Origin of the sequence: Dyella telluris, assembly GCF_014297575.1 — a bacterium.
Lineage (GTDB): Bacteria > Pseudomonadota > Gammaproteobacteria > Xanthomonadales > Rhodanobacteraceae > Dyella > Dyella telluris.
On the sequence record NZ_CP060412.1, the window covers coordinates 4,886,662 to 4,907,093 of the forward strand.

The 20,432-nt window shown below is 66.0% G+C and carries 12 protein-coding genes; 3 read left to right on the top strand and 9 right to left on the bottom strand.

Annotated features, from left to right (window positions below; genetic code table 11):
- Positions 1-51 precede the first annotated feature (51 nt).
- The 6 genes from H8F01_RS21245 to H8F01_RS21270 all read right to left on the bottom strand — a co-directional run bounded on the left by H8F01_RS21245 (position 52) and on the right by H8F01_RS21270 (position 10,155).
- The gene (locus H8F01_RS21245; RefSeq protein WP_187056988.1) at positions 52-1,407 is read right to left on the bottom strand and encodes a DUF3999 family protein; all 1,356 of its coding nucleotides are present in this window, start codon (positions 1,405-1,407) and stop codon (positions 52-54) included.
- Complete coding sequence (locus H8F01_RS21250) at positions 1,397-4,123, bottom strand: DUF2339 domain-containing protein (RefSeq protein WP_238481088.1); 2,727 nt, start codon at positions 4,121-4,123, stop codon at positions 1,397-1,399. Before H8F01_RS21250 ends, H8F01_RS21245 begins: the two co-directional genes overlap by 11 nt.
- Positions 4,124-4,239: 116 nt before the next feature.
- Positions 4,240-7,365 carry an efflux RND transporter permease subunit gene (locus H8F01_RS21255; RefSeq protein WP_187056990.1) on the bottom strand — a complete coding sequence of 1,042 codons (3,126 nt, stop codon included), beginning with the start codon at positions 7,363-7,365 and terminating at the stop codon, positions 4,240-4,242.
- Positions 7,365-8,441, bottom strand: a complete 1,077-nt coding sequence (locus H8F01_RS21260; protein ID WP_187056991.1) for an efflux RND transporter periplasmic adaptor subunit — start codon at positions 8,439-8,441, stop codon at positions 7,365-7,367. The genes H8F01_RS21255 and H8F01_RS21260 overlap by 1 nt, the downstream gene beginning before the upstream one ends.
- The gene (locus H8F01_RS21265; protein WP_238481089.1) at positions 8,438-9,610 is read right to left on the bottom strand and encodes a TolC family protein; all 1,173 of its coding nucleotides are present in this window, start codon (positions 9,608-9,610) and stop codon (positions 8,438-8,440) included. The genes H8F01_RS21260 and H8F01_RS21265 overlap by 4 nt, the downstream gene beginning before the upstream one ends.
- Positions 9,611-9,771: 161 nt before the next feature.
- Positions 9,772-10,155: a hypothetical protein gene (locus H8F01_RS21270; RefSeq protein ID WP_187056993.1), complete on the bottom strand. Its 384-nt coding sequence runs from the start codon at positions 10,153-10,155 to the stop codon at positions 9,772-9,774.
- A 213-nt stretch (positions 10,156-10,368) separates the two neighbouring features.
- On the opposite strand from H8F01_RS21270, the gene H8F01_RS21275 reads away from it, so the two are divergent.
- The gene (locus H8F01_RS21275; protein WP_238481090.1) at positions 10,369-13,425 is read left to right on the top strand and encodes a ligand-binding sensor domain-containing diguanylate cyclase; all 3,057 of its coding nucleotides are present in this window, start codon (positions 10,369-10,371) and stop codon (positions 13,423-13,425) included.
- 12 nt (positions 13,426-13,437) lie between these two features.
- On the opposite strand, the gene H8F01_RS21280 is transcribed toward H8F01_RS21275, so the two are convergent.
- The 3 genes from H8F01_RS21280 to H8F01_RS21290 form a co-directional block, all read right to left on the bottom strand.
- A complete protein-coding gene (locus H8F01_RS21280) occupies positions 13,438-14,100 on the bottom strand; it encodes a YoaK family protein (RefSeq protein WP_187056994.1) in 663 nt (220 codons plus the stop codon).
- A gap of 6 nt (positions 14,101-14,106) precedes the next feature.
- Positions 14,107-14,766 (bottom strand): outer membrane lipoprotein periplasmic chaperone LolA, encoded by a 660-nt coding sequence (lolA, locus tag H8F01_RS21285; RefSeq protein WP_187056995.1) that lies wholly within the window; start codon positions 14,764-14,766, stop codon positions 14,107-14,109.
- A gap of 205 nt (positions 14,767-14,971) precedes the next feature.
- Positions 14,972-17,302 carry a DNA translocase FtsK gene (locus tag H8F01_RS21290; protein ID WP_187056996.1) on the bottom strand — a complete coding sequence of 777 codons (2,331 nt, stop codon included), beginning with the start codon at positions 17,300-17,302 and terminating at the stop codon, positions 14,972-14,974.
- A gap of 771 nt (positions 17,303-18,073) precedes the next feature.
- Here H8F01_RS21290 and trxB point away from each other — a divergent pair.
- Both trxB and H8F01_RS21300 read left to right on the top strand, forming a co-directional pair.
- On the top strand, positions 18,074-19,039 hold the full coding sequence (trxB, locus tag H8F01_RS21295; protein WP_187056997.1) for a thioredoxin-disulfide reductase: 966 nt from the start codon (positions 18,074-18,076) through the stop codon (positions 19,037-19,039).
- A 250-nt stretch (positions 19,040-19,289) separates the two neighbouring features.
- Positions 19,290-20,432 carry a GNAT family N-acetyltransferase gene (locus tag H8F01_RS21300; RefSeq protein ID WP_187056998.1) on the top strand — a complete coding sequence of 381 codons (1,143 nt, stop codon included), beginning with the start codon at positions 19,290-19,292 and terminating at the stop codon, positions 20,430-20,432.

Sequence of the window (20,432 nt, forward strand, 5' to 3'; positions counted from 1 at the left end):
GATAGGGCATCGGGGAAGCAGGGTCGCGCCCCTGCCCCATCCGGCCCTGGCTTACTGCTCGTCCCTGCGTCCCTGCCGCAGCAGGCTGAAGGCCATCCACGCCACGCCCAGCGCGCCCACCACCAGTACCACCCACAACAGGGGCCTGGTCCAGTCATAGGGCACCTTGGGCGCCTCCAGCGCGACGGCGCCGGCCTCGTCCTTGCGCGCACCGAGTGCCGCGACCGGTGGCTGCCAGTCCTCGCCATGACTGCCGCGCAGGCGGCCGATGGCCTCGTCGACCGGATACTCGCCACGACGCGCCGAGTAGCTGCCCACCAGCAGGCGGTATGGCGCACTGCCCTCGGGCAGGAACACGTACTGCGGCGGCAACCAGCCCACGCGCAGCGACGGTGCGCCGGACAGCGGCGTGTCGCTGTGCACGCGCAGGTGACTGACGCTGCGCATGTTGATGGTGGCCGTAGCATCGCCCTTCCTGCCGGCCGCGCGCACCAGGTCTAGCGCACTGACTTCAGTCCACGACGCGGCGTCACGCCCTTGCACCAGCACATGCACACGGGCAGCGCTGTTGGTGGCAGGCAAAGCCAGCGCGACAGCCTCCACCGGCAGCGTCGCCGGCAATTCGAAATCGTAGTCGCTCGCTGCCTGCCCGCTGACCCGGGCGTCCAGCCACTGCAGTTGCGAAGCGCGATCGGCGCCGGCATCGGTGTAACTGCCGGTCAGCGTCACCGTGGGGGCATGGCCCGTGCTCCAGTCCACCTCGCCATCGGTCAGGCGCAGCCGGTAATAACGCGCCGGGGCATTGCCGCCCAACTCGACACTGAGCTGCTCCACCTGATCCTGGTCGTTGTGCACGCGGGTCAGGCTGGCGTCGTCGGACAGCAGTTGCCAATCGCGCAGGTTGTTGCTGCCCTCCACCGACACGTGCAGCTGGAAATCCTGCTGGATCGACGCCGGCACCAGCGCGATGCCGTCGATGTTCACTTCGCGCCCCGCATCGATCAGCCAGCTCTTCGGGCGCTGGGCCGTGGCGCCACGACCATCCTGGCTGATCACGATGCCGCCGCTGGCGTTGCGCTCCACCTTCACGCTGTCGCTGTTGGCTGCCGCCACCGGCAAGGCAAGCAGGCGCACTTCCGTTTCGAAATCGTGCTTCAACGGCGGCGCCACCGGCATCAGGGCGAACGGCACCGGCTTGCCCAGCGCATTGACCACGATCATGTCGCCCAGGTCGGCCGACGGATTGGCAGAGGCATACACCTCCGGCGTCAGCACCACCCGATAGGCCTCGGCGGTGGCGTGGGTATCCAGCGCAAAGGCATAAGCGTAGTCAACGTTGCTGTCCGCCCGCGCCGCAGCCACGGGCAACATCAAGGCGAGCGCGATCCAACGAACATCAAGGCGCATGCCCGGTCTCCTCCATAGACGATGAACGGCGCGGCGGAGCCGGCGCCAGGTATCCAATGACACTGCACAGCAAGCCAAAGGCAATGAACGAACCGATGCCGAACAAGTTGCCCAGCTGACGACGGTCAACCAGGATCAGCTTCGCCAGCACCACGCCCATGATGATCGCGCCGGCCAACCAGAACAGGCGATGGCCATGCCGGGAACCCCACACCCAGGCGAACAAGCCAAGGATGCTCCACACCAGCGTCAGCGACATCTGCGCCAGGCTGGAGTCGAACAGCGCACCATTCCAGGGCACGCCACCCAGCTGGTGCACGCCGCGCAAGGTGAAACTGGTGGCCAACGCCAGCACGATGCCACCCAGCACCGGGCCACGCACGCGTGCCAGTATCGACGGCAACGCCGGATCGTTCAGCCACGCGCCGAAAGCCACGGCGATCAGCAACAGGAGCAATTCTGCCGGATTCAGCAGCGGCACATAGGGCAGCGGCGCCGCATTGCCACCGGCGAACAAGGCTGCCAGACCCAGCACACCGAGCACTGCCAGCAAGGAGTATTTCAGCAACGGCAACCAGCGCGACTGATGCTGCGCCATGGGCGGCGCAAGCAGCGACGGACGCCATTGCGCGAGGAAGAACGCCAGCAGCAGCGGCACCATGGCCAGCGCCACGCTCCAGCTATCCGCCAGCCAACGCAGGCGATCCAGCGCCACGCCGATACCGCATGCCGCCAGCAACACCCAGCGCCACAGCCACATCCACTGCGCCACCGCACCTGCCCACACCGACTCGCGCAGGCACAGCAGCGTGCGCCAACCCAGTGCGCCAGTGGCCAGCACCGCCAACAGATTCCAGCCACGCAGCGGCTGTGTGTGGAAGAAGCCGCCCACCATGATCCAGACCAGCATCACCGCATTGAAAGCCACAGGGCTCCAGTCGAGCGCGAAGCCGAGTTCTCCCGACGCACGCAGACGCGCGGCCTCCGCTGCGCCCCACGCCGTCACGCCCAGCCACGCCAGCCAGGCCGCGAACAGGTAGGGATCGGGAATGCAGCGACTGATTTCCACGCCACTGGTCACTACCCACCAGAGCATGCCCCAGCCGTACAGCACCACGGCCAGCACACGGTGCAGCGCGCGGCCGTCACCCAGTCTGGCGAGCAGGCCGCTGCTGGCGAAGCCAGCCACCACCAGCATCAGGCCACCGATGCATTCGCGGTTGAGCACCGGCAAAGCCATGCTGCTGGCGCCATGCATGTCGCGATCGATCAGCAAGGCGCAGGCCGCGAACAGCTGCAATGCGATGCCACTCCACAGGGCGAACCGCCGTTGCTGGCGCAGGCCAAGCCAGATCAGCCCAGCACCTTCCAGCGCAAAAATGCAGCCGGTCACGTCGGCACGCAAGGCCAACGGCACGGTGAGCGTGGCCATGGCCACGGCAAGGATGGCCCAGGTTTCGCGCAACAGGCGCATGGCCGGCTGGCGACGGGAAACGTAGGCCACGGTGACGTAGATGGCCGCGGCAACCAGGGTGGAGATGCCCAACGCCTTGCCGTCCCAGCGCAGCAGCGCACCCTGCAACAGCAGGCTGATCAGCGGATTGCCGAACATCAGGCAGCCGTCGATCACCAGTCGACGATCCACCGGCGCCCGCGTCACGTGCAACCACGGGATGAACAGGTAGAACAGGAAGTTCAGCACCAGGAACGGTTCGGTACTGGCGAACAACGACGAGTCGTAACGCAGCACACCCCATGCCGTACCCACCGCAAAGGTGGCGATGAAACCCAGCAGGTTCAGCACGCGCCACGAACGCTTCCAGGCAATGCCGAGAATGGCGAGGTTGAGCACGGCGTAATAACTGAACAACGCCACATGGCTGCCGTTGCCGGTGGACACCAGAACGGGCGCGGCAAAACCGGCCAACAGGCCCAGCACGGCCAGTGCGAGTGCATCCTGCATCACCGCCAGTACGCCGATGCCCGCCACCAGCACCACCAGCAAGGCGAACGCCGCGCCGGCCGGCAACAGGTTGTACAGGCGGAATGCCGCGAATACGGTGATCACCAGCACGCCGATGGCGCCACCCTGCAGCGACAAGGCAAACACGCGCTGCGATTCGCGCTTGCGCCAGCCGAATGCCAGGCCCGCCATGGCAGCCAACGCCACCAGCGACACGCGCACGGCCGGCGGCGCATGCAGCACGCCCGCATCGGATGCGTACTTGAGCAAGGCCGCCACGCCGGCGAACAGCACCAGCATGCCGATCTTCACCGGCACATTGCCCTCGGTGAACCAATGCCACACGCGCTGCAGGAGACGATCGAAGCCGGATGGTTGACGCGGCATGGGCGGCACCGGCGGGATGGATTCCTCCTCCGGCCACGGCGCGGACTTCGGCGAAGGCGGCGGGCTTTCAGGTGCACGGAATTCCGCCACAACCGTCGGCGGAACCGGCTCTGCGGCAGGCTGCCACGCGGCACGTGCTTCGTCGGCCGCCGTCCGGGGCTGCTCGTCAGTGGCCGCCCGCGCCGGGCGCGTTGCAGGCACCGACTTCCATGCAGCCAGCTGCGTCCGCAGGCTCGCAAGCTCGCGTGACAGCGCCGCCTGTCGCGCCCAGATCAAACCCACCACGGCGCCGCCGACGGCGCCCGTCCAGCCGGACGACAGCAGGCCGCCGAGCACCGCACCGATCACCATCCATAGAACCGCCATGACCATCCTTCTCCACCTGTCCCGGGGCGTCACGGCGCAAGTGTGCCACGGACGGCCCGGCCGGGCCGCCGTGACCACAGTGCCCCGTGATGCAAGGCACGGATTGAGGACGATCCTTAATGGGATTCACCGCCCTGCGTCGGGCGACGCAACTCCGCGCGTCGCTCCATCCAGTCGTAGAGCACCGGCAGCAACACCAGCGTCAGCAAGGTGGAGGTGATCAGGCCGCCCACGACCACCGTGGCCAGCGGGCGCTGGGTTTCCGCGCCCACACCACTGGACAGCAGCATCGGCACCAGCCCCAGAATCGCCACGCTGGCCGTCATCAGCACCGGCCGCAGGCGCAATGCAGTGCCTCGGATCACCGCATCCCGCACGCTCACCCCCTGGCCGCGCTGCTCATTAAGAAAGCTCACCAGCACGATGCCATTGAGCATGGCCACGCCGAATACCGCGATGAATCCGATCGCCGAAGGTACGGACAGGTACTGCCCCGTGACCGCCAGCGCCACGATGCCGCCAATGGTCGCAAACGGCACGTTGGCCAGGATCAGCGCGGCGTACTTCATCGAGTTGAACGCCGTGTAGAGCAGGATGAAGATGAAGAAGATGGTGGCCGGCACAATCAGCGAAAGCCGCTTCAGTGCACGCTGCTGATTCTCGAACGCCCCGCCCCACTCCATGTAATAGCCTGCCGGCAGCTTCACCTGCTGCGCGATGGCCGCGTTCGCCTGCTGCACGAAACCATCGATGTCGCGACCACGCACATCCATCTGGATCACCGCATAGCGCTGCAGCTGTTCGCGACGGATGAAGGAATAGCCTTCGGCCTCGCTCACCTCGGCCACCTGCGACAATTGCACGATGGCGCCACCCCGCGACTGGATCGGGATGCGCTGGATGGCCTGCGTGGAACGCTTGTCGGCATCATCCAGCCGCACGGCGATGTCGAAACGCTTCACGCCATCGATCAGCGTGGTGACCGGGTCGCCGCCGATGCCGTTGCGCACCACGGTGAGCACGTCGTCGGCATTGAGGCCGTAGCGTGCCAGTGCGTCACGATCCACGCGGATGCGTATCTGCGGCTTGCCCAGATTGGCCTCCAGCGCCAGGTCGGCCACGCCAGGCACGCCACTCAGCACGTCTTTGATGCGTGCACTCAGACGATCCAGCTCGCCCAGGTCATCGCCATAGAGCTTGAGCGCCAGCGTGGCACGCACGCCGGAAATCAGCTCCTCGATGCGCATCTGGATCGGCTGGGTATAGCCCACCACGGCCGTGGGCAACGCCTCGGAAAGCTCGCGCTGCATGTCCGTCTCGATACGCTCCAGCGTCTGGCCCTTGCGCCACTTCTCCCGCGGCTTGAGCGGCGTGTAGACCTCCATGTAGTTCACATCGGCGGTCTCGCCCTTCTCTGCGCGGCCGATCATGGCCAGCGTGGTTTCCACTTCGGGGAACGAAGACTTGATGCGCGCCGCGACCTGCCGCGAGACCTCGATGGATTCATCCAGCGACGCCGATGGAATGGAGGTGATGCGCCACATGATGGCGCCCTCTTTCAGGTTCGGCATGAACTCCTTGCCCAGCAACGGAAACAGCGCAAGGCTGCCCAGCAAGGCACCGCACGCCATGCCGAGCACCAGCCCACGCCGACGCAGCGACCACGCAAGCACAACGGCATAACGCCGCTTGAGGAAGGCCACCAGCCGAGTGTCCCTCTCCTCCTTGGGCTTGAGCACCAGCGCGGCAAGGACGGGAATCAGGGTCAGCGCGAGCAACAGGGAACCGGCCATGGCGAAGCTGATGTTGAACGCCATGGGCTTGAACATCTTGCCCTCCAACCCCTGCAGGCTGAACAGCGGCAGGAACACCACGATGATGATGACGATGGCGAACGCGATGGGGGTGGCCACCTCACGCGCCGCCGCCAGCACGGCAGCCGTGCGGTCCACCGGCCCGCCGTGCGCCTTGCGCTCCGCCATGATGCGGAAGGCGTTTTCCACCATCACCACGGCACCGTCCACCATCATGCCGATGCCGATGGCCAGACCGGCCAGCGACATCAGGTTGGCGGACAGCCCCGCTTGCTCCATGCAGATGAATGCGATCAGCATGGCCAGCGGCAAGGCGACCACCACCACGAGCGCACTGCGCAATTCCCCAAGGAACAGGAACAGCACGATAGCGACCAGGATGGAGCCCTCCACCAAGGCCCGTACGGCCGTGCCTACCGCCTGATTCACCAGATCGGTGCGCTCGTAGACGGGCTTCACCACCACACCTGCCGGCAGTGCCTGCCGCACCACCTCGAGCTTGCCCTTCACGGCATCCACCACGCTCTTGGCGTTCTCGCCGATGCGCGCAAGCGCCTGCCCCATCACCACTTCCTTGCCATCGCGCGTGACCGCTCCGGTGCGCGGTGCGCCGGCTTCCGTCACGGTGGCCACGTCGCGCACATAGACCGGCGTACCGTCCTCCGTCTTGAGCACGATCTGCCCGATATCGCGCGTGCCCTGCACCAGCCCCAGCCCGCGCACCAGATACTGCTCGCGACCAACATCGACGAAGTTTCCGCCGACCTGCGCGTTATTGGCCTGCAGTGCCTCGATGACGTCCTTGAAACCAAGCCCGTGTGCGATGAGTTTCATCGGGTCAATGCGCACCTGATACTGCTTTTCCTGGCCGCCCCACGAGGTGACGTCGTCCACGCCGGGCGCCGTGCGGAGCATCAGGCGAATGGTCCAGTCCTGCAGGGTACGCAGCTCGCGGTCATCCGGCGCACTCTTCAGCGCATCGTCCGCACGCTCCACGGTGTACCACAGCACCTGCCCGAGACCCGAGGTGTTGGGCCCCATTTCCGGCTTGCCATAGCCCGCCGGCAAACGCTCGCCAATCTGTTGCAGGCGCTCGTTGACGAGCTGGCGCGCAAAGTAGATGTCCATGTCGTCGCTGAAGTACACCGAGACATAGGAAAGGCCGAACAGGCTGACCGAGCGCACCTCCTCCACCTTCGGCAGGCCGGCCAGCGATGACTCGACCGGCGTGGTCAGCAGCTGCTCCACATCCTCGGCCGCAAGCCCTGACGCCTCGGTGTACACATTGACCTGCACCGGCGTGACATCGGGAAACGCGTCAATGGGAAGCTTGCGCACAGCCTGGTAACCGAGCACGCCGATGACCACGAAGGCGATGATCACCAGCAGCTTGTATCGCAACGAGAGTTCGACAAGACGGGCCAGCATCACTCTTCTCCCAGCTGCGAGCGCAACAGGCGCGCTTTCAGTGCGAACGCGCCCTTGCTCACGTACCGGGCGCCGGGCTTCAGGCCCTGTTGAATCTCGACCCAGCCATCGCGGGTCTCCCCCACCTGCACGGCCACCGGCTCGAACGCGTCCTTGCCACTGGCGACGAACACGCTGGACTGGTTCTGCAGCAACACCACGGCATCCACCGGCACGGCGAGCGCGGATCGCCCGCCGATGGCGATGCGCGCATCCACCAGCTCACCCGGATGCAGCAGGTCACGCTGGTTGTCCACGGCAATCCGCACGGGCACGGTGCGGGTTTTTTCATCGGTCTGGTGGGAGCGCTGCACGACCTTGCCGGGCACACTCTGGCTGTGGATCAGGATGCGTGCGGCCGCACCCTGGGAAACACGCTCGGCATCCGCGGGCGGCATGCGCGCCTCCACCCATACGGCATCTTCTTTCACCAGGGTGAACAAGGTGCGTCCCGCATCCACGCGATCGCCCACCAGGAACTGATCGGTGGTGATGCGGCCGTTGGCAGGTGCCAGCAGCTCATAACTGCCATCCGCCTTCGCCGAACCGGCCCGCAGGACGCCCTGGATCTGTCCATCCGACAGGCCATACGCACGCAGGCGCGCACGCGCCTGGTCGCGCTGCACCTGCACCTCGGTATAGCGACGGCCGGACACCGCCTGCGGGCCCAGTGAAGACACGCGCCGCCACTCCTGCTCGGCGACGATGAGCGCACCCTGCGTTTCCGCCACCTGCACGCTCGACAACATCACCAGTGGTTGACCAACCTTCACGACGTCGCCCAGGCGCGCCTTGCGGGCCAGCACCATGGATTCGATGCGCGGCGACACCAGCGTGGTCGAGTAGGCATCGATGGTCACTTCGCCAGGCGCCTTGATTTCGTCAGCGAGCTCACGCGTTGCGAGGGTCGCGATTTCGATCCCCGCCTCCTTCACGGCGCGGGCATCCAGCGCCAACGGGTTGGCCGCCTGCTCCGCGGAAACGTTCATGGCGGCGAGCGCCAGCGTGCAAGCAGCGAGTCGAAACATACGATTCATGGGGAAACATCCTGTGTGCGTCCATCCAGCCAGTCGGTCAGGCGACCAGCGGCGGCGAGGTAGTCGAACCAGGCCTGCCAGGCCTGGCTTTCAAGGGCGAGCGCGGAAAGCGCGGTATCCAGGCTCTGCTTGAGCTGGACGAGGTAGTCGGAGGTGCTGATTTCGCCAGCGCGCCAGAGCTTCTCGAGCAACGCCGTGCGATCGTCGAACGCAGCGGCGCGACCTTCGCGGAAGGCCAGTCCGGCCGTGCGCAGCGCGTCGTAACGGGCCTGCGCCTCGCGCAACGAGGCGCGCGTCCATTGTTGACGGGAGCGCACGACCGCGGCTGCGGCGCCGGCATCAGCCAGCGCCGCGTCGATCTCCGCACGACCACTGTTGAGCACGGGCAACGGAATCGACACGCTCAGGCCAATCACCTGATCCGTCGCCGTGCCCGTACGCACGCGCCCGCCCGTGAGGCTGATCGTGGGATCAGGCAACCGGGCCTTGCGGGCCACCTCGATGCCGGCCTGCGCGGCCGCTTCGTCGGCGCGCGCCTTGATCAGCTCCGGGCGATCATCGACGGGCAATGGCTCAACGCCCTGGGATGCGGGCGGCAGTGCTGCGGGGAGCGCCGGCGCTACGCTCACCGCGTCACCCGCGACAGCATCCAGTTCGGCGCGGGCGGCGGCCTCGCCAGCCGCCAGCGATGCCTGCTGTATCTGCGCCTCACCCAGCGCCAATGCCGCCAGATCACGCTCGGGGCTGCTGATATCACCCACCGCGAGGCGTTCGGCTGCAAGCGCGTCGAAGCGGCGCATCAGAGCGACACGACGCTCACCCAGTTCACGTTGGCGGGCAGCCAACGATGCGGCCGACCACGCCTTGAGCCAGCGCGATGCCACCTCCCGACGCAACAGCTCATAGGACGCCTCACGGCCGCGCCACTGGGCATCGGCCTGCGCGGTACGGGCGCGACGCTTGCCTGACAGATCCAGCGGCAACGACAAGCCCACGGTGCGCCGATCCACATCGGCATTCTCGGCATCCAGTGACAACGAGGGGTTGTAGACCGGCTGGGCCGCCGCACGCACACGCGCCTGCGCGGCTTCGGATTCGGCACGTGCCGCCTGGATATCGGGGCTGGCGGCCCAGACGGACCGCAGCGCTTCCTGCAGCGACGGAGTCATGGAAGGCGCCGAGGCGTCACCGGCAACCTCGGATGCCGTGGCAACGGCCACGCACATCAAACAAGCAGCCCCCGCAAGGGCTGCACGCAGAACAGACATGGAAAGATCTCCTGAAAACGAACACGAATGCGCCCGTCAGGGCGCACGACATGCGGTCGTTGTCAGGCGATGGGTGGACGCAGGAGCGAGCCCGTCATGCTGGGCACACGGCCCAGGGGAACGGAGGCGGAAACGAAAGGCGCAACGTGCATGCCGATGGCCAGCATGGCGGAAGCAGGCAAGGTGGCGGCATGCGCGCAGGCGCAGTGACAGGCCGTCCCTTCGCCCAGCAGGCAATCGCCGTCTCCCGCTGGCTGCGTCGCCGGTGCATCGAATGCTGCCGTTGCAACGACGTGGCCCTGCGAGACGGACATGTCCCGCTCACCGCCATCGGCAAGGCATAACGAGCCACTGACCAGTTTGATCAGCAGAACCGCCACCACCAATGCCCACAGGCCGCGGTGGCGGCGCAGGCGATGGAACAGCGGCGGAGAGCGAAGAGACATTCGTGAATGCTAGAAGGCGACCGGCCTGTTAGACAATTTCATTTGGCGCCTTACCGCCCCACACAAGCGATGACACGCCGACGTCACCGGAAACACACATGGTTGTGCATGATGGACACCTTTCCCGTGGCTATCATGGCGGGCGTGATCAGGCGGAGTCGGCAAGTGGCGCAAAGGCCGGGGCGTACAACCAAACGGAATGGCTGGGCGCACGTGGCGCCGACGCCCGACCATCGCCCGCAGCGTGGTCTGCTGCCGTGGCTCACCGTTCTGCTGTGCGCACTGATGCTGCCTGCGCTGGCCATGGGGCGCACGGACGATCCATGGGCCCCGTTCGACATGCCCTGGTTTGACCGCGTCAGCGTCAGCGATGGCCTGCCCCATTCGATCACCACGGCCCTGGAGCAGGACAAGCGCGGCCTGATCTGGATCGGCACGCTTTCTGGGCTGGTGCGCTACGACGGTTATCGCATGCAGGTCTTCACCGGCAACAGCGGCCGCAAGACCGATGTACCGGACGCCTATATCCGCTGCCTGCTCACGCTGCCGGACGGAAGCCTGCTGGTGGGCACCAATGCGGGCGGTCTCAGCCGCTTCAATCCGCTCGACAACACCTTCCACAACTACCCCGTGGGCGATGGCGGCACCAGCGACCGCAAGATCTACGCGATGTCGATGGATGGCACGCGCGGCGTCTGGATCGCCTCGGAACACGGCCTGGGCTACCTGGACCTCCGCAGCAACATTATCCGTGCAGTGCCTCTGGGCGCCGGCATGTCACCCCGCAGCTTCGGCATCCTGCAGGACCGCGAGGGCAATGTCTGGGTGGGCAACAGCAACGGGCTGTTCGTCCGCCATGCCGGCAAGACCGCCTTCAAGCGTCCGGAGCACACCCCGGAAAACAGCAATGTCGAGGACGTGCTGAACGACGGCATCTGGGCATTGCTGGAAGATCACGCCGGACGCCTCTGGGTCGGCAGCACGCAATCGGGTGCAGCCTATCGGGACGAATCGGGGCACTGGCACGGGGTCACGGGCTTCAGCGGACGCAAGCAGGATCATTCGCGACGGGCCACCGTGCGCGCCTTCAGTGACATGGCTGGCGATACCGTGTGGATGGCCACGGATGGCGACGGCGTACTCACCTACGACACCGCCACCAGCTCGCTGAGCGCCATTGCGCACGACACGGGGATGCCCTCATCCCTGCCCGGCGACTCGGTGCGCGACCTGCTGCGGGACAGCGCAGGCAATGTCTGGGTAGCCACCGACCTGGGCGTCGCACGCTACAACCCCGGCGCCCGCAAGGCCTTCGCACTGCGCCCCTCGTCCAACGACGGTCGCTCACTGGCGAATACCAATGTCCGGGGCATCTTCGTCGATCATCGCCAACGCATCTGGCTGGGCATGAGTGCGGGACGCGTCGACATGATCGACCTGTCTGCCGGCGCCATCCGCCACCTGGAACTTGGCGGCTCGCAGACGCGCCGCGATGTGCAGGCCTTTGCCGAAACGCCGGATGGCACGATCTGGGTGGGCACGCAGGGCGTGGCCAAGGTCGACCCGGAAACGCTCGCCATCCACGACTCCGCCATTCCGGAGCTGGATGACAAGCCCGTGCTGCACCTGCTGGCCGACAGCGGTTACCTGCTGATCGCCACTTATGACGGCGTGTACCGCTACGACACGCGCACCCACGCCCTCAGTCACTTCAACCACGACGCCGGCGACCAGAGCAGCCTCCCCAGCGACAACGTGCGGCGCATTGCGCGCGTCGGCGACGACCTCTGGTACGTCACCGGGCTCGGCATCGGCATCGCCACCAGCCCCACGCAGAACAAGGGCTTCGTGAACCTGTCCAACCGCCCCGGCGACAACACCAGCCTGCCGAACAACCTGGCCAGCTCCATCGCGATGGATCCGCAGGGCAACCTGCTGGTGGGCACCTATGGCGGCCTGGCCATCCTGCAGCCACACAGCAAGGGCGAGCCTTATCGCTTCACCACCATCGGCATCGCCAATGGATTGCCGAGCGAGAACATCAACGCGGTGCAGCCAGACGACATGAGCAATCCATGGGTGAGTCTGCCCAACGGACTGTCCATGATCGACGCCAACACGCATGTCGCGCACAACCTGGGCGTGCGCGACGGCCTGCGCATCTCCAGCTACATCTATGCGGCAGCGGCGCGTGCGCCCGGCGGCGAGCTGCTGTTCGGTGGTCTCGGCGGCCTCACCGTGGTGCGCCCCTCCTGGCAGCCGCCGCACGAACCTGACACGCCCCTCGCCATCACCTACGCGGCACTCAATGGCACGCCACTGGCGTACGGCAAACTGCCGCGCGCCGGCGAATCACTGAAGATCAGCGCGCGTAACCGCAACCTGCGCGTGGACTTCGCCCTGCTGGACTACGAGGCCCCTGCCGAAACCAGTTACAGCTATCGCCTGGAAGGCCTGGACGAAGAGTGGATCGACATTCCGCGCGGCGGCATGCCCACGGCGATCTACACCAACCTGCCCCATGGCGACTACAAGCTGAGGCTGCGCGCGCAGACCCGCGGCATGCAGCCACGGGTGATCGAATCAACCGTCGATGTGAGCGCCGCACCGCGCTGGTATGAAACCATCCAGGCGCTGATCGCCGCCGGCATGCTTGCGCTGGTCGCCATCGTCGGCGTGATCCAGCTGCGCACGCTGTATCTTCGCCGGCAGGCCCGCCAGCTGCAGCAGCAGATCGACGTGCGCACGCGCGACCTGCTGGTCGCCAACCGGCGACTTGACGAACTGGCCAATACCGACGCACTCACCGGTGCATGCAACCGCCGACGCGTGCTTGAACTGGCCGAGGAAGTGCGCGCACGAAGCGCGGATGGCCAGGCCTGCATCGCCCTGCTCGATCTGGACCGGTTCAAACGCATCAACGACAACTACGGCCATCTCGCCGGCGACGCGGTGATACGCCATGCCTGTCGGATCATGCAGGAGCAGAGCCGCGACGACGACGCCACCGGACGCTATGGCGGCGAGGAGCTGCTCACCTGTCTGCCCGACAGCACGCTTGAGCAAGGCATGGCCGCGGCCGAGCGCATCCGGCAGGCACTGGAAGCACAGCCACTTTCGTATGACGGCCACACCATCCCTGTCACCGTGAGCATCGGCGTGGCCGCTTACCGTGCGGGCGAAACCCTGTCGCAATGGCTGACCCGCGCCGATGGTGCGCTGTACGAAGCCAAGCACGGCGGCCGCAACCGCAGCGTCGCCGCGCACTGATGGCGGAAACCCTCAGCGGAAGTGGCGCAACCGATAGATGGTGTAGCTCACGCCCACCACGCCGGTCAGCGTCGCCGGCACCAGTAGCACGCGCGCCTGCATGACACTGAAACCCATTGCACCGGCTGCCGCCCCGGCGATGAAGCAGGTGGCCACCAGCAGGCAGACGTGGATGCGCAACATGTCGACCGGCAGGCCACGCAAACGCTGGCCGAGGTAGATGCCCAGATCGGTGAAGATGCCCGACAGGTGGGTGGTACGCAGCGTGGCGCCGCTGTACGTGCTGACCATGGCGTTTTGCAGCCCGCAGGCCATGGAGGCCAGGTAAAGGCCAAGGTCGCTCTGCCACTCGATCAGCGGTGCGGCGGCAAACAGCAGCGCCGACTCCAGCATCAACACCACGCCATAGCGACGACCCAGCTGCAGCGTGCGCTGCTGCACGATGAACCCGCTGAGCATCGCGCCAAACAGGAAGGCGCCGATGACGAAGCCCCAGTGCAGGATCTCCGCCGCATCAAGCCGGGCCAGCGCAATGCCCAGCTCGGTACTGGTGCCCGTGAGATGCGTGATCGGCTGGTGCCGGAAACACAGGTAACCCACCGTATTGATGCTGCCGGCGACCAACGCAAGCAGCCCGCCACCCGCCCACGCCCAGCGCGGCAGTTGGCGCAGCACGGCCGGTCAGTTCTTGATCGGCTGGGTCTGGATCACCGGCGCATCACCGATGACATCCGTGCCCGGAGGTGGCACGAAGTTGAACGTCTCCGGCGGAATCGCCACGTTGCGCTGCCAGCCCGAGAAGCGGATGTCGGTGACAGCGCCCAGTTGGTCACGGAATACCATGCGCGCCAGCCCGCTGGCGTCGAAGCCCAGGTCGGCATAGTCGAACTGCGGATCCTTGGCCTTGGAGGTCAGGCGCAGCCAGCTCAGGCCGTCATGCTCGCCCTGCTCGATCGCGTTGAAATCCTTGTCCATCTGCTTCACGTCGGTCAGCACGGTGAGCGGGCTGTGCGACTCCTCGGAGCTCTGCACGCGCACGGTGACCTGCTCCAGGTCCGGGTCGTACAGCCAGACGCGGCTGCCGTCGGCCACGATGGTCTGCTTTGACGGCGCCAGCGTTTCCCAGCGGAACTGGCGCGGCGCCTCAAGCGCCAGCGTGCCGTTGCTGGGCTTGCCGGCATTGCCGTTGGCGTCTTTCAGGGTCTGCGAAAACTTGCCGGTGAGCGAGTGCATGCCCGCCGTGAAGGCATCCAGCTTGGCCCGCGCCGGACCGGCGGCCATGGCGAGGCTGCTCACGGAGAGCGCGAGGGTGGCAGTGGCGAGAAGGAGCAAGCGTTTCATGGGTGCCATGGGATCGAGGCGAAAATTGAATTATCAGGGGGGCACGTTAACGGCGCTACGCCAGTTCTCTTATCGTCATTCCTGCGATAACAGGAATCCAGTGCCTTACACCCCGTGGACCGGGAAGTCGCTGGATCCCTGCCCGGCCAACCCTTCGGCTGTTGAAAGGCACCTCGCAGGGACGACGAGCAAAGCTATGCGGCCTTCAGTTCTTCGGCGGCGGCGGCGCCAGCACCTCGCGGTTGCCATTGTGCTGCGGCGCGCTGACCACGCCATCCTGTTCCATCTGCTCGATCAGGCGCGCGGCGCGGTTGTAACCGATGCGCAGGTGGCGCTGCACGCCGGAAATCGAGGCGCGACGCGATTCGGTGACGATGCGTACCGCCTTGTCGTACAGCTGGGCATCGGCGTCGCCACCCTCCTCGCCATCTTGCGGCAGGCCGGAGTCGTTGATGAACTTGCCGTCGCCGGTGGCCTGCACTTCCTCCAGCACGCCCTCGATGTACTGGGGCGCGCCCTGGGCCTTCAGCCAGTTCACCACGCCATGCACTTCATGGTCGTCCACGAAAGCACCGTGCACACGCTCCGGCGTAGCCGTACCCGGCGGCAGGTAGAGCATGTCGCCATGGCCCAGCAGGGCTTCAGCACCCGATTGATCAAGAATGGTGCGCGAGTCGATCTTGCTCGACACCTGGAAGGCGATGCGGGTGGGGATATTGGCCTTGATGAGACCCGTGATCACGTCCACCGACGGTCGCTGCGTGGCCAGCACCAGATGCACGCCGGCGGCACGCGCCTTCTGCGCCAGGCGGGCAATCAGTTCTTCGACCTTCTTGCCGACGATCATCATCATGTCGGCGAACTCGTCGATGATGATCACGATGTACGGCAGCGGCTCCAGCGGCTCGGCCGCCAGGTTCGGCATGTCCGGATTGGGACGGAACAGCGGATCCAGCAGCGGCTGGCCGGCGTTCTCGGCATCCTTCACCTTCTTGTTGAAGCCGGCGAGGTTGCGCACGCCCACCGCGGCCATCAGCTTGTAGCGGCGCTCCATCTCGGCCACGCACCAACGCAACGCGTTGGCCGCTTCCTTCATGTCGGTCACGACCGGCGCGAGCAGGTGCGGGATGCCTTCGTAGACCGAAAGCTCCAGCATCTTCGGGTCGATCATGATCATGCGCACGTCCTTGGCGCTGGCCTTGTACAGCAGGCTCAGCACCATGGCGTTCACGGCGACAGACTTGCCCGAACCCGTGGTGCCCGCCACCAGCAGGTGCGGCATCTTGGCGAGATCGGCCACCACCGGGCGACCGGCAATGTCCTTGCCCAGCGCCAGCGCCAGCGGCGACTTCATGGCGTCGTACTTGTCCGAACGCAGGATCTCGGAAAGATAGACGATCTGCTTCTTGGTATTGGGGATTTCCAGGCCGATCACGTTCTTGCCCGGAATCACGTCCACCACACGCACGCTGACCACCGACAGGCCGCGCGCGATGTCCTTGTCCAGGCTGGACACCTGCGAGCCGCGCACGCCAGCGGCGGGCTCCAGCTCGAAGCGCGTGATCACCGGGCCGGGGTACACGCCCACGACCTTGGCCTCGATGCGGAAATCCTTGAGCTTCAGCTCGACCTGGCGCGAGAGCACCTCGAGCGTCTCTTCCGAATAACCCGGGCCCTGCTCCGGCGCTTCGTCCAGCAGCGACAGCGGCGGCAGCTCGCCCGGTGCGGAGGCACCAGTGAACAGCGGGATCTGCGTTTCCAGCTTGGCGCGCTCGCTTTTCACCACCGGCGCGGGCGCCGCTTCGATGCGCACGGGCTCGCGCTTGGCCTGCTTCACGGCCTCGGTCTTCTTGACCACCTCGCGCTCGGCGCGCGCCTGGCGGGCAGCCAGCACCTCGGGCGCCTCGCGCAGCTTGCCGCCGAACCAGCCGGCCATCTTCAGCACGCCCTGGCCGGTGAGGTCCGCCACGCGGAACCAGGACAAACCGGTCGCCAGCGTGACGGCGATCAGGAACAAGGCCAACAGGAGCAAGGGAGCACCCGAGTCGCCCAGTGCATGCGACAGGCCACGGCCGACCCACATGCCGATGATGCCGCCCACGCCCTGGGGCAGGATCGGCTCATCGCTGAACTTGAGATACAGCAGGGCCGGCGCGGTGATGAAGAAGAACACCGAGCCGATCAGGCGCAGCGACGGCTCCCACGGCTGCACCGTGCGTTCGCCGCGATGGCGCAGCACCTGCACGCCCAGGAACAGCAACAGCAGCGGGAAACAATAGGAGACGAGGCCGAAGATGTAGCGCAGCACGTTGGCGATGTTCGCGCCCACTTCGCCGCCGAAATTGCGCGCGTGATCGACCGTACCGGCATGACCCCAGCTGGGGTCCTGGTCGTTGTAGCTGAACAGGCAGACCAGCAGGTAAAGCGCCAGCGGCAGCAGCAGCAACGCGCCAGCCTCGCGCAGACGGCGCTTCAGCTCTTCACTGAGGCCTTCGCGCTCTTTCTTGTCCTTCTTGACGTTCGCGGTACGCGGCACGTGGTCCTTATCCTGTTTTCAAGCATGAGTCGGGCCGCCAGGCGGCGGCCGGACAGTACTACATCCGCCGAAGCGGCAGGCAAGACCATAGATCATGCCCTTGAGCGCCGGATGAACCAGCTCCCCGCCATCAACGCTGAAGCCCCTGCACAACGCTCCGGACCGGCATGACCTGCCCCGGCAGCCGGACGTTGCGTATGCAGCAGGATAGCGGCAGAAACCGTCACCGACGAGGCCTGCGATGCGGTATCCGGCATATTCGTGACGCGGGAATGGATTGCCTCGGGTTGCTGCGGGCGGACCACATCCTGCGTCGTCTCACGAGCGCAGGGTGCCAGCACACATGTCCCGTGACAGCGATACCTCCCCGGCGACAATCGCCCGCCAGGCCGGAGCGATGCCGACAGCCTTGAATCGCCCGGGCGTCTTCCCCATGCTTCCGGGTTCCAACGCCCCGCCCCGCTCACCCGGTGCCAAGGCAGGAAACCCTGGCGGGCCATGGAGCGAATAACCATCCAGGTCGCCTGAAAACCCAAAGGATGATGACCGCGATGGGCAGGCCGCTTTACGCTACCGCAGCACCACCCGGCCCCATCACCCGGACATAGTTGCAGCAAAGTCAAAGAGATACAGACAGGCACGCTGAAATCCAGTGGGCCGACCCCATATAGGGCCGATCATCGGCCGGCCGCGCCAGAACACGGCCGCGCCGCCCGGGAAGGCCCTCCGCCACCCACGAACACCACCGCCTCAGGCGGATAGAAGGAAAGCATGAACGCATCCACCAAGCACAGCCGCCTGCTGATCCTTGGCAGCGGCCCCGCCGGTTACACCGCCGCCGTCTACGCTGCCCGCGCCAATCTGAAGCCGACCATGATCACCGGCCTGCAGCAGGGCGGCCAGCTGATGACCACCACCGAGGTGGACAACTGGCCGGGCGACGACAAGGGCGTGCAGGGTCCGGAGCTGATGCAGCGCATGGCGCAGCACGCCGAGCGTTTCGAAACCCACATGGTGTTCGACCACATCCACAGCGTGGACCTGAAGCAGCGCCCCTTCCGCCTGAAGGGCGACTCGGGTGAGTACACCTGTGATGCGCTGATCATCACCACCGGCGCCACCGCCAAGTACCTCGGCATTGCCAGCGAAGAGCACTTCAAGGGCCGCGGCGTATCCGCCTGCGCCACCTGCGATGGCTTCTTCTTCCGTGAACAGGAAGTGGCCGTCATCGGCGGCGGCAACACCGCCGTGGAAGAGGCACTGTATCTTTCCAACATCTGCAGCAAGGTCTACCTGGTGCATCGCCGCGACAAGCTGCGCGCCGAGAAGATCATGCAGGACAAGCTGTTCGAGAAGGCCGCCGCCGGCAAGATCGAGCTGGTGTGGAACCATTCGGTGGACGAAGTGCTGGGCGACAACTCCGGCGTGACGGGCGTGCGCGTGAAGGACGTGAATACCGGCGCGCTGCGCGAGATTCCGGTGACCGGCTTCTTCGTCGCCATTGGCCACACGCCGAACACCGGCATCTTCGACGGCCAGCTGGACATGCACGATGGCTACATCAAGATCCGCAGCGGCCTGAACGGCATGGCAACCATGACCTCGGTGAACGGCGTCTTCGCCGCCGGCGACGTCGCGGATCACGTGTACCGCCAGGCAGTGACCTCGGCCGGTTTCGGTTGCATGGCCGCACTGGATGCGGAGCGTTGGCTGGATCAGCAGGGTCCGGCGAGCTGAAGTTATTGGCATGACGGCGCGCGGACAGGCCCGACCTGTCCGTGCGCCATCCTGTTTTTGATCGCCATTCCGGCGCAGGCCGGAGGTGCTTTTCAACAGCCGAAGGGCTGGTCATCCCGTTTCGATGCGATGCGGTTTCCGCTCGCCAATCGATGGTGAACTTTTCGCGACAACCCGACTCACCGTCACTGGATTCCGGCCTGCACCGGAATGACGACATTGCCGTGTTACCGCAAGCATCAGGACTGACGTGATCGAAGCCCGCTTCCACGACAGCATCGAACGCATCCCCGCTGCGGCATGGGATGCGCTTCGACCCGACGACAACCCCTTCGTTTCACACGCCTTCCTTGCGCTGCTCGAGCGCACCGGCTGCATCCGCCAGGACTGGGGATGGCAGGCGCATCACCTGGGCCTTTACGAAGACGACACACTGATTGCCGCCGCGCCGCTGTACCTGAAAGGCAACTCGCACGGCGAATTCGTGTTCGACTGGAGCTGGGCCAGCGCCTGGGAGCGTGCGGGTGGCGACTACTACCCCAAGCTGCTCAATGCCGTGCCCTACTCGCCCGTGCCCGGACCGCGTCTGCTGGCCGGTCGCGATGCGCACACCGCGGGGCGGCAACACGCGCTGGCTACAGCGATGCGTACGTTCGCCGAGCGCATGAATCTCTCGTCGGTGCATGCCAACTTCCTGCGCGACGACGAACTGGCCGCGTTCGACGGCCCTTGGCTCAGTCGGTCCGATGTCCAGTTCCACTGGCACAACCGGGGCTACGCCGACTTTGCCGACTTTCTCGGCGCACTCAACCACAAGAAACGGAAAAACATCCGGCAGGAACGCGCGCACGTGGCGCAAGCCGGGCTGTCCATCAGCATGGAGGCCGGCAACGCACTGGACACCCATGACTGGCGCCAGATCCATGCACTCTACGAAGCCACGTTCGACGCCAAGGGCAACCATGCCGCCCTGACGCGCGACATGTTCCTTGGCCTTGGTGACGCGCTGGGCGACCGCGTGCAGCTAGCGCTCGCCCGCCACGACAACCGCATCATCGCCATGGCGCTGTTCCTGCAGAGCAGCGACACCTTGTACGGTCGCTACTGGGGTGCTGAAGCGGACGTGCCCGGCCTGCATTTCGAGCTGTGCTACTACCAGGGCATCGAACACGCCATCCGGCGGGGCCTGCAACGCTTCGAACCCGGTGCGCAGGGCGAGCACAAACTCGCGCGCGGCTTTCTGCCGGTGAGAACCCATTCCCGCCACCACCTGGTCAACCAGAGCTTCCGCGATGCCGTGCATCAGGCACTGCTGAGCGAAGCTGCCGCCATGGACGAATACGCGCAGGACCTTTTGCAGCACAGCCCGTATGCGCACACCACCAGCACCTGA

Excerpts from the sequence above, each read along its gene's own strand:
- H8F01_RS21245 (WP_187056988.1), bottom strand. The coding sequence starts at position 1,407 with ATGCGCCTTGATGTTCGTTGGATCGCGCTCGCCTTGATGTTGCCCGTG.
- H8F01_RS21250 (WP_238481088.1), bottom strand. The coding sequence starts at position 4,123 with ATGGCGGTTCTATGGATGGTGATCGGTGCGGTGCTCGGCGGCCTGCTG.
- H8F01_RS21255 (WP_187056990.1), bottom strand. The coding sequence starts at position 7,365 with ATGCTGGCCCGTCTTGTCGAACTCTCGTTGCGATACAAGCTGCTGGTG.
- H8F01_RS21260 (WP_187056991.1), bottom strand. The coding sequence starts at position 8,441 with ATGAATCGTATGTTTCGACTCGCTGCTTGCACGCTGGCGCTCGCCGCC.
- H8F01_RS21265 (WP_238481089.1), bottom strand. The coding sequence starts at position 9,610 with ATGACTCCGTCGCTGCAGGAAGCGCTGCGGTCCGTCTGGGCCGCCAGC.
- H8F01_RS21270 (WP_187056993.1), bottom strand. The coding sequence starts at position 10,155 with ATGTCTCTTCGCTCTCCGCCGCTGTTCCATCGCCTGCGCCGCCACCGC.
- lolA (WP_187056995.1), bottom strand. The coding sequence starts at position 14,766 with ATGAAACGCTTGCTCCTTCTCGCCACTGCCACCCTCGCGCTCTCCGTG.
- trxB (WP_187056997.1), top strand. The coding sequence starts at position 18,074 with ATGAACGCATCCACCAAGCACAGCCGCCTGCTGATCCTTGGCAGCGGC.